Origin of the sequence: Limnohabitans sp., from assembly GCF_044361645.1 — a bacterium.
Classification (GTDB): domain Bacteria; phylum Pseudomonadota; class Gammaproteobacteria; order Burkholderiales; family Burkholderiaceae_C; genus Limnohabitans_A.
Window position 1 is genome coordinate 1 of the sequence record NZ_JBIKIL010000179.1, and the last position, 5,362, is coordinate 5,362.

7 protein-coding genes and 1 pseudogene are annotated in these 5,362 nt (G+C 60.9%); 1 reads left to right on the forward strand and 7 read right to left on the reverse strand.

The features are described from left to right. A partial coding sequence (locus ACIQ39_RS18415; RefSeq protein WP_396436037.1) for a hypothetical protein occupies positions 1-195 on the forward strand: 195 nt, incomplete at its 5' end. A gap of 223 nt (positions 196-418) precedes the next feature. Here the strand turns inward: ACIQ39_RS18415 and ACIQ39_RS18420 are convergent. The 7 genes and pseudogenes from ACIQ39_RS18420 to ACIQ39_RS18450 form a co-directional block, all read right to left on the reverse strand. After that, positions 419-1,465, reverse strand: a complete 1,047-nt coding sequence (locus ACIQ39_RS18420; protein WP_396436038.1) for a hypothetical protein — start codon at positions 1,463-1,465, stop codon at positions 419-421. Then, on the reverse strand, positions 1,462-1,944 hold the full coding sequence (locus tag ACIQ39_RS18425) for a hypothetical protein (protein WP_396436039.1): 483 nt from the start codon (positions 1,942-1,944) through the stop codon (positions 1,462-1,464). The genes ACIQ39_RS18420 and ACIQ39_RS18425 overlap by 4 nt, the downstream gene beginning before the upstream one ends. Positions 1,945-1,964: 20 nt before the next feature. After that, a complete protein-coding gene (locus ACIQ39_RS18430) occupies positions 1,965-3,005 on the reverse strand; it encodes a hypothetical protein (protein ID WP_396436040.1) in 1,041 nt (346 codons plus the stop codon). Next, on the reverse strand, positions 3,002-4,162 hold the full coding sequence (flhB, locus tag ACIQ39_RS18435) for a flagellar biosynthesis protein FlhB (protein WP_396436041.1): 1,161 nt from the start codon (positions 4,160-4,162) through the stop codon (positions 3,002-3,004). The genes ACIQ39_RS18430 and flhB overlap by 4 nt, the downstream gene beginning before the upstream one ends. Further along, the gene (fliR, locus tag ACIQ39_RS18440) at positions 4,155-4,931 is read right to left on the reverse strand and encodes a flagellar biosynthetic protein FliR (RefSeq protein ID WP_396436042.1); all 777 of its coding nucleotides are present in this window, start codon (positions 4,929-4,931) and stop codon (positions 4,155-4,157) included. The genes flhB and fliR overlap by 8 nt, the downstream gene beginning before the upstream one ends. Before the next feature lie 19 nt (positions 4,932-4,950). Continuing rightward, the gene (fliQ, locus tag ACIQ39_RS18445) at positions 4,951-5,220 is read right to left on the reverse strand and encodes a flagellar biosynthesis protein FliQ (RefSeq protein WP_396436043.1); all 270 of its coding nucleotides are present in this window, start codon (positions 5,218-5,220) and stop codon (positions 4,951-4,953) included. Between the two features lie 13 nt (positions 5,221-5,233). Next, positions 5,234-5,362 (reverse strand): annotated as a pseudogene (locus tag ACIQ39_RS18450) (flagellar biosynthetic protein FliP); the annotation flags it as partial.

Consider the following 5,362-nt stretch of genomic DNA (forward strand, 5'->3'; position numbering starts at 1 on the left):
GCGCTCCCCGCAGTGACGGCGGTGATGGAGTACATCCCAGACTGCCCCGTCATCGCGACGCAGGAAGCGATCCATGGACTGCCGCGTCGCTGCGCTCCTCGCAGTGACGGCGGTGTTGGGGTGCATCCGCTGCTGATCTGTCATGACGAGGGGCAAAGCGACCCGCCCAAGCTGTCATCGCGACGAAGGAAGTGACCTTTCCAACCCGTCATCGCGACGGAGGAAGCGATCCATGGACTGCCGCGTCGCTGCGCTCCTCGCAGTGACGGCGGTGTTGGGGTACATCCGCTACTGTCCCGTCATCGCGACGGAGGAAGCGATCCATGGACTGCCGCGTCGCTGCGCTCCTTGCAGCCAGTGAGGTGTTGGGCCAAGCGCCGGGATTTGGCAGGGCAGACGCATCACGTTTTGATTGAGCTCAACGCGTAGCCGCTGGAAAGGCCGTGACTGCTGAGCTGTTAGCGCTGGGGCTGTTGGGCGCGCCTGACGTGTTGGGTGCAGGGGGCGAACTGGTTGCAGGGGGCGAACTGGGTGCAGGGGGCGAACCGGTGGCAGCCGGTGTGGCCGGGTTGACACGCGGGAACTGCACGGCCCGCTCTCGGTTGCTGATGCTGCTGCTTTTTTGCAGCGTCTCCAGGTAGCGCTCTTTTTGCAGGGTGACCAAGGCTTCCACGTCGCGGTTGAGTTTGTCCACGTTGCCCACCGCGCCCTTGAGGGCCTTGACTTCGTTGCCCAGTGTTTGCACGGCCCCGGCTTGGGTTTGCAGGCGGTTGTTGATGCCTTGCACTTGTTTGAGCAAGGTGTCGCTGCTGGCGGCCACTTGTTTGGCGGTTTCACCGGGCACGGTTTGCACCAGGGTTTCTGATTTTTTCAGGGCTTCGTTGATGCGCCCTTCGATCAGGCCTTGTGTTTTGGCTTGCTCCACCTGTTGGCTCGCCAAGCCTTCGATGCTGCGGTTGATGGTGTCCAAGGATTCCAGGCCGACATTGAGGTCAACCACGCGTTTGCCCACGGCCAGCATCATGGTGTCGAGTTGGTTGATGCGGCTGTTCATGCGCACACCCATCACCAAAAAGAAGACCAGGCAAATGAGCAAAACGAGGCTGGTGGCACCGAGCAAGATGGTGGCTTTTTTGTGGCCCGACTCGGTCAGGGTTTTGAAGTCACTGGTGGCTTTGTACAGGTCTCGGCTGGCGGCAGCCGCCGCTTCGGTCGATTTGCCGGCGATGTCTGCCGAGTCCAACACCGCTTGCGCCAGTGACTGGTATTGCTGGTAAGCGCGGTCGTCGATGCTGGCGCCCAGACGCGTTGGCGTCAGCGCTGCTGGGCTGGGCTGCGGGGCCTCGGGCGCAGGCGTGCTGGCAGCGTCCGTCTGGGGTGTTGGCTGGTCTGCCTCCGCGCTGTCCGGCACGGCGCTTGGGTCTAACAAAATCGGCTCGGTGGGGGTGAATTCTTTGTCGCTCATGGTCGTTGTCCTCGGGCTGTGTTCGAGTTTTGCAGGCGCTGAAGTTGCTCTGCCAATTGGGCGTTACGGGTTTTGAGTTTTTCAATCCGGCCCTTGATCGGGTTGTCTTGTTCCCAAACTGGCTCGGATGCGGGGGCCGGTGCAGCAGCGCGTGGCGTTTTGCCTTTGGCCGCAGCTTGCGGTGCCGGTCGCGGTTTGGCCGCTTTGCTGGGCTTGTTGGGTCGGCTGGGGGCGGGCGGCGGCGTTGCTTCGCGCAAGCTGGCTTTGCTGCGCTCGGGCTTGGCGGTTGGGGCCGGGACCGCCACGGGTTTGGATTTGGCGCGCGTGGCGGGCGTGATTTTGACGGTGTTGGGCGTTGGCGCGGTGGGCTCTTCTGGTGCGCTGGCTTTTTTGGCGCTTTTGCGCTGGGCGATGTGGGTCCCTTCGGCGATCTTGACCGCGTGGGGTTTGTCGTTGCGAATGAGGGTGGATTTTTTCACGGCATGCTCCTGTGCGGGGTTCAGCGCAATTTGTCGGGCGCTGTGGGGGCCACGGTGGGGGCGGTGTTTGCGGGTTTGCTGGGGTCGCTGGGCTCGGGCCACTCAATGGGCAGGGGCATGGCGGTTTTGGCTGCGGTTTGGGCTTGGCCAATGCCAAAGGCTTGGGGCTGCAGCCAGAGCATCAGCAGGGTCGACAAAGCCAAGGCCAGCACAGCCCAAATCAGCACCCGCGTGTTGGCTTGCCGCCACTGGCCTAGGCGTTGTTGGCTTTGGGCGATGGCTTCGCGGCCTTTGGCGTGAAAGGCCAGCCACTGGGCTTTGGCCGATGAGGGGGGGGTGTTGACCTGTGCATTTGACTTTGCCTGTGCCTGCGCTTGGGCAAGTGCTTGAGCTTGCGCCCTCGCGTCTTGCAACACGGCGGCAACGGTGTTGTCCAAATTTTGCGTGGGGTCTTCAGTCCAGGCTTGCCGGTTGATGCGCTTGAGCAACTGCTGGACGGGCAGCAGGCGGCCTTCGGTGCGCGCGATGTCGAGCGCGGCTTGGGCCTGTTCTTGGTTGGGGGCCTCGATTTCCCAGCGCAAAATTTTGCGGCCAAATGCGGCCAACTGGTTGAGGTGGGCTTGCGGGCCGGTCATGAGCAAGATGGCCCGGATGTTGGCACCCGGAAAGTTTTGGATCAGCCGGGCGAGCAGCTGGATTTCGGCCTCAGGCATGGCCTGGGCGTCGTGCACGATCCAGATTTGTGCCCGGTTGGTCTGCCCGCTTGCGCGGGTGGCTTGCTCGACCGATTGCCGCGCCAGCGCCTCGTTGAAGCGGCCGAGCAAGGAGTCGGTGTTGGTGGGGAAGTAAACCTCGATGCTGTGCTCTGGGGCCTCTTGGCGCAGCCGCTGGAGCAACAAGCTCAAGTAGTGGTCGAGCAGGGCTTCGTGTTCGCATTGCAGCGACAGGCTCAGGCCCTCGCGGGCAAGCGCGTTGGCGCAACCGTCGATGCGCATGCGGTCGGCGGAGCGAAAGACAAAGTCGGCCAAAGCCGGGGGGCTGGATTGGATGGGGATGTTCATGCCGTGGCTCCTTGGGCAGTTGCTTTTTGGCCATCAGGGTTGAACTGCATGCTGGAGGGTATTTGCACTTGGGGCTTGGCTCGAGGCGGGTTCATGGGCGAGGCCGCTTCCAGACTGAAAACGTAGGCAATCACTTGGGCCACAGCGTGGTAGAGGTCTTCGGGCACTTGCTGCTCGACCTTGGTGGTGAAGTAAATGGCACGCGCCAGTGGGGGCGCTTCAAACAGGTGTACGCCGTGGGCTTTGGCTTCGGCACGGATCAGGGCGGCCATGTGGTCTGAGCCTTTGGCCACCATGATGGGCGCACCTTCGCCAGTAGGGTCGTATTCGAGGGCAACCGCAAAGTGTTCAGGGTTGGTGATGACGACGTCGGCGTCTTTGACGCGGTCCATCATGCGGGCGTTGGACATTTCGCGCTGCCGCCTGCGAATTTGGGCCTTGACCTCGGGGCTGCCTTCCATTTGCTTGAATTCGTCTTTGACCTCTTGCAGGCTCATGCGCATGCGTTTGGTGAAGCTGTGCTTTTGCCAAGGCACATCGATCAAGGCGATGATGGCCAGGCTGAGCGCCACCCACAAAGCCGACTGCATGATCATGCGGCCAGCGGCGTTGAGCGCGGGCTCAAGGCCCATTTGCCCGATCGCGACGAGGCCGTCCATGTTGACCAAGAGCGACCACCACAGCACGCCGGCGACCAGCATAAATTTGAGGATGGCTTTGCCCAACTCGACCAAGGCATGGGTGCCAAAGATGCGCTTGAGGCCGTTGATGGGGTTGAGTTTGGAGCCCTTGGGCATGACCGATTTGAACGAAAACAAATAACCCCCAGTCATGCCCGAGGCGATGATGGCGGCCACCATGGTGAACAGGACCACGGGCAGCACCAGCACAAAGGCGGCGAGCAGGTGTTCGCCGAAGTGGGCGGGCAGCAGCAGGGGTTTTTCGATGAGTTGGCGCTCGAACACGAAGCCTTGCGCAAACACCTTGGACAGCCGCGACATGAGCCAACTGCCGGTCAGCATGAGCACCACAAAGGAGCCAATGACAATGACGGCCGCGGGCAGCTCAGTGGAGCGCGCCACTTGGCCATCGTCGCGCGCTTTTTTGAGCTTTTGCGCCGTGGGTTCTTCGGTTTTGTCTTGTGCGCTGTCAGACACGGGGCACCCCTATGACATCGCGGACCACCGCAAAACCTTCGATCCAAAGCCATTCGATGCGACCGCCGATGCTGTCCATGGAGATGATCAAAATGATGAACCCGGCCATGATCATGGCGGGAAAGCCCACAGCAAAAATGTTCAAACTGGGCGCAGCGCGGGTCACGACGCCCAAGCCCACGTTGATGAAGAGCAAAGAGACCATGACGGGCAGGGCCATGAGCACAGCGCCTAAAAACATCATGGTGCTCCATTGCAGCACGCGACCAAAGACGGCTTGGTTCAAGATGTTGGTGCCAATGGGCAGTGTGTTGAAGGACTCCAAGATCAGGCCCAGCAAAATGGCGTGTCCACCAAAACCCACAAAGATAAGGGAGGACATCACGATCAGCAGCTGCGAGATGACCGGCACGTTGCCCATGTTGGGGTCCAGCATGTTGGCCATCGACAAGCCCATGGCGGCGGCAATGCTTTGACCGGCCACCACCACGGCGGCCACCACCACTTGCAAGATCAGGCCCATGGTGGCGCCGATCATGATTTGGTTAAAAACCTCGGCCAAGCCTGGGGCGCTGGTGGGGTCGATCACCGGCCAGTTGTGCAGTGGAAAGACCAGCCAAGTCAGCACCAAGGCCAACAAGATGCGCATGCGGGTGTTGAAGGCGGTGAGCGAGAAAATAGGCGCAGTGATCATCAGGGCCGAGATGCGCAGCATGGGCCACAAAAAGGTGTAAAACCTTTGCACGATGTCGTCGGCAAGTAAGTTCATTTGCGCGCCTGCTGTGCTGTCAAATAAAGAGCGTGGGGATGCGCTCAAAAATGCCGCGCGTGAAGTCGACCAAGGTGGTCAGCATCCAGCTGCCAAACAGCATCAAGGCCAAGGCCATGACGATCAACTTGGGAATAAAGCTGAGCGTCATCTCGTTGATGGAGGTGGCCGCTTGGATGATGCCGATGACCAGGCCCACGCCCAAGGCCACCAGCAACAAAGGTGCGCTCACCAGGGCGATGGTCCACAGCGATTGCCGACCCAAATCGATGACCATGGCGGTGTCCATTGCAGTCTCTCTTTCAGGGCATGGCAAAGCTGCCAGCCAGTGAGCCCATGATCAGGCTCCAGCCGTCAACCAGCACGAACAACATGAGTTTGAAGGGCATCGAAATCATCATGGGCGAGAGCATCATCATGCCCATGGACAT

What these genes read in the sequence shown, in the direction of transcription:
- ACIQ39_RS18420 (WP_396436038.1), bottom strand. Translation starts at nt 1,465, where the DNA reads ATGAGCGACAAAGAATTCACCCCCACCGAGCCGATTTTGTTAGACCCA.
- ACIQ39_RS18430 (WP_396436040.1), bottom strand. Translation starts at nt 3,005, where the DNA reads ATGAACATCCCCATCCAATCCAGCCCCCCGGCTTTGGCCGACTTTGTC.
- fliR (WP_396436042.1), bottom strand. Translation starts at nt 4,931, where the DNA reads ATGAACTTACTTGCCGACGACATCGTGCAAAGGTTTTACACCTTTTTG.
- fliQ (WP_396436043.1), bottom strand. Translation starts at nt 5,220, where the DNA reads ATGGACACCGCCATGGTCATCGATTTGGGTCGGCAATCGCTGTGGACC.